At 42.6% G+C, this 3,638-nt stretch carries 5 protein-coding genes; all 5 read left to right on the top strand.

What is annotated here, in order from left to right; translation table 11 throughout:
- On the top strand, positions 1-604 hold a 604-nt coding region (locus tag JXA84_02575; GenBank protein MBN1150088.1), incomplete at its 5' end, for an aminotransferase class I/II-fold pyridoxal phosphate-dependent enzyme.
- 5 nt (positions 605-609) lie between these two features.
- Positions 610-1,596 (top strand): GTPase ObgE, encoded by a 987-nt coding sequence (gene obgE / locus JXA84_02570; GenBank protein ID MBN1150087.1) that lies wholly within the window; start codon positions 610-612, stop codon positions 1,594-1,596.
- A complete protein-coding gene (locus JXA84_02565) occupies positions 1,596-2,132 on the top strand; it encodes a HEAT repeat domain-containing protein (protein ID MBN1150086.1) in 537 nt (178 codons plus the stop codon). The genes obgE and JXA84_02565 overlap by 1 nt, the downstream gene beginning before the upstream one ends.
- Positions 2,133-3,116 (top strand): DNA-processing protein DprA, encoded by a 984-nt coding sequence (locus tag JXA84_02560; protein MBN1150085.1) that lies wholly within the window; start codon positions 2,133-2,135, stop codon positions 3,114-3,116.
- The coding region (locus JXA84_02555) for a DUF2088 domain-containing protein (GenBank protein ID MBN1150084.1) at positions 3,097-3,638 on the top strand (542 nt) is incomplete at its 3' end. The genes JXA84_02560 and JXA84_02555, both read left to right, overlap by 20 nt.

Raw genomic sequence — 3,638 nt, 5'->3', positions numbered from 1 at the left:
ATTGGTGATCTCTGATGAGATATACGATCAGATAATTTTTGACGGTAGAAAACATTACTCTTTTGCCAACGTATCCGAGGAAGCAATGAAAAGAACGATAATAGTCAACGGAGTTTCCAAAACTTTTGCCATGACAGGCTGGAGGTTGGGTTGGCTTATCGCCGAAGAGGATATTGCGGGAGCCGCCGCCAAAATTTCTTCTCACACTATTTCATGCGCTTCTTCAGTGTCTCAAAAAGCATCTCTTGAAGCCATGAAAGCGGGTTTTGGTTGCGTTGAAACGATGAGAAACGAATACCAGAAGAGAAGGGATGTACTGAAAAATATGCTTTCAGACATGCCGTCTTTGAAAATTGCTCCTCTTGAAGGCGCGTTTTTCGCTTGGCTTGATATCTCGGATTACATAGGAAAAAAATGGAAATCAACCCCCGTTTTGTCCAGCGACGAATTGGCTTCTTATCTTCTCAAAGAGCATCATGTAGCCCTGGTTCCTGGCCATGCTTTTGGCGACGACAAAGCTCTGAGAATCTCATACGCGGCGTCGGAAGAAGATATCCGCAAAGGGATTGGAAGGCTTAAAAAAGGGCTCAGCCAACTCGATTAACCCACATGCAATTTATAGATAAAGCGATTGTTGAAATCTCGAGCGGAAAAGGGGGAAATGGAATAGCGAGTTTCCGCAGGGAGAAATACGTCCCCAGAGGCGGACCTGACGGGGGAGACGGAGGAAAAGGCGGTGATGTAATCATCGAAGGGGACGCCAAGATGAGCACGTTAAGGGATTTCAAATATAAAAAATACCTAAAAGCAGGTGACGGTATTGAAGGTAAAAAACGCAAACAACACGGAGCAGACGGTAAGGACTTGATAATAAAAGTGCCTCTTGGAACGTTGGTTAAAACCCTTCCGGGTGAAGAGTTGATTTGCGATGTAGTAAATCCCCAGGACAGATTCTTGATTTTAAAAGGTGGGAGAGGGGGATTGGGGAACACGAATTTTAAATCTTCGACAAACCAAGTACCTTTTGAATTCACCAGGGGTAAACCTGGCGCCACGATGAAAATATCTCTTGAGTTGAATCTCATCGCGGATGTCGGTTTTATTGGTTTTCCTAACGCGGGTAAATCGACATTGTTATCCGCTCTTTCAAGCGCTAAACCGAAGATAGCCAACTATCCCTTTACGACTTTGATCCCTAATCTCGGGATATACGAAGATCTAAGGGGATTTAGAATAAGCTTCGCTGACATTCCGGGAATTGTAAAAGATGCGCATCTGGGCAAAGGTCTTGGGCTTGAGTTTTTAAGGCATATTTCGAGGACGAGAATTCTTCTTTTTATTCTCGACGGAACAGGCAAAGACCTTTTGAATGATTTTAATGTTCTCTCGGAAGAAATAAAAAATTTTGACAATAGACTTTTTGAAAAAAACAAACTTGTCGTGGTAAACAAAATCGATCTTTTAGACCAAAACCCAGGACTTGACATCGAAGAGGATATTGTCTATGTTTCAGCCCTCATGCGACTGAACATCGACAAGCTTTTGGAAAGAATAATGCAGATATACAAGGAAATAACAGGCACAGGAGGTCATTGATGCCGGAAGATAAAAACATTATAGAAGCTCCTTTGATAGCGACCGGCGAGTTGAAGTCCGACAATTTGAAGGAGAGGATTGAAAACGTCAAACTTTACGCAGAAAGCGATTCTCTTAGTTCAATGAAAAATCTGGTTGAAGCTCTCGGAGACGAAAGTTGGAACGTGCGCCTTGCCGCGGCAGAAGCTTTGGGGAAAAAAGGATCAGATGAAGCTGTTCAGTTGATACTAGACGTAATGAAAGATGGTGTCTGGTACCTCAAATCGAGCGCGTGCTTCGCTCTTGGCCTAATTGGAGAACCGAGAAGCGTGACTTTGATCTATGAAAATCTGGAATCAAAAAACATCACGGTGGCTGAAGAAGCCGCAAAAGCCATAGAAAAAATAATCAGGAAAAACCCGGAGAGGTTCGCTGTCGAGTATCTTGAAAACGCGGAGCCTTCTTTTGTAGATCATTTGATGAAATGGCTTTTGAAAAATCATGAAGATCTTTACGAAGAAATCAATTCGTACATGGCATTTAAAGAGGCGACCTGATTGGATATCCGTTATATCGACAGGTTCTATAATAAAAACGAATGGTCTGAAATATGCAGAAAGACAGAAGACTGCGGATCTTTCAAAAAAGCGCTCAACTCCGGAAAAATTTCATCTAAGTTCAACGGTCTGCATGAAAACGGGATTTCCATTGCCTGTTTTGGTGAGGGTGATGTCAGGAAAGTAGAATTTTTCCCTGTCTATTTTTATAAAGGGAATAAAACAAACAACAAAGATAAAATTGCGGCTGTAGTAGGCACAAGAAGACCGACTGATCAAGGTAGGACAATCGCGATGAAAGCAGCTCTTTATCTTTCATCAAACGGTTACAGGGTGATTTCGGACCTTTCTCTGGGGATTTCTTCGTGCGTTCAAAAAGCACTCTTGAAGAAACCTTTTCCAGGTATAGCTGTCATACCCTGCGCTGTGGGTGATATCTATCCTCGCTGTCAGTTTGAATTAGCCAGAAAAATCACTCTTTCCGGAGGTGTTTTGATATGGCTTCTGCCTCCGTCGAAAAGTCGGAATGTTTTCGCTTCTGATTTCAAAACAGCGAATTCGTTCATCGCTTCTGTTTCGGACATAGTGCTTTTAGTTGAAGCCACTATGAAAAGCGGAACGAGAAGCCTGATCGAATCCGCAGCGGATCAAGGCAAAGATGTTTTCGCATGGAATTCCAAAAGAGATTTTCCTCAGTCGCAACTGCCCAGGCACTTGATTGAATCGGGATGCGGATACTTTGAGTCCGTCGAAGAATTGGCGGTTCTTGCCGGCTTTAAACCAGACGACAACAGACCTGTTTTAAAACTTACCAAGGAAGAAAAGACAATTTTGTCTGAAGCCGTAAATGAAATTTCCATACCTCTTCTCGTCGAAAAAGCAGGTATTCCAGTTAAAAAAGCTCTTGTCATAATTGCGGACCTTGAAGCGAAGGGGCTTCTTGAAAAGACTCCGGGAGGTAAAGTTGTCGGATTTTCAAAATAAATCGGAAAATGTAAATCTCGAAATTGGTCTGGATTCGGTTATTCCCAACAACAAATGGACCGAAAAGGTTGAAACTTTAAAAGACAAGTTAGGAAGCTTCACAAAACTTCTCATCGTGGTAAACGACCAGGAAAGAAACACTCCGACGGCTGAAATTCTCGATGTTTTGGCAAAAGACCCATACATCCAAAAAATATCCTCCGTCATCATAGCCTCTGGAACTCACAAAAATCCTTCAGAGGATCAGTTGAATAGGATATTGGGTAAATTCAAACCAAGGGAGATAATTTTCCATGAATCCAAGGATCCTCAATCCTTGAAATTTTTCGGCGTATCCGTTTTCGGCAATGAAATATATCTCAACAGAGTTTTGGGCGATTTTGATGCCGTTCTTGCTATAAATTCCGTGGAGCCACATTATTTCGCGGGTTTCACCGGCGGAAGAAAATCTTTTCTGCCGGGAATAGCCGGTTTCAGCACGATAGAGAAAAATCACTCTCTCGCTCTTGAACCCGGAGCTAT

Source organism: candidate division WOR-3 bacterium (assembly GCA_016926475.1).
Classification (GTDB): domain Bacteria; phylum SDB-A; class SDB-A; order SDB-A; family SDB-A; genus JAFGIG01.
Note: the sequence above shows the minus strand (reverse complement) of the source record. Positions and strands in the feature narration are given on the sequence as shown.

Excerpts from the sequence above, each read along its gene's own strand:
- JXA84_02565 (MBN1150086.1), top strand. The coding sequence starts at position 1,596 with ATGCCGGAAGATAAAAACATTATAGAAGCTCCTTTGATAGCGACCGGC.
- obgE (MBN1150087.1), top strand. The coding sequence starts at position 610 with ATGCAATTTATAGATAAAGCGATTGTTGAAATCTCGAGCGGAAAAGGG.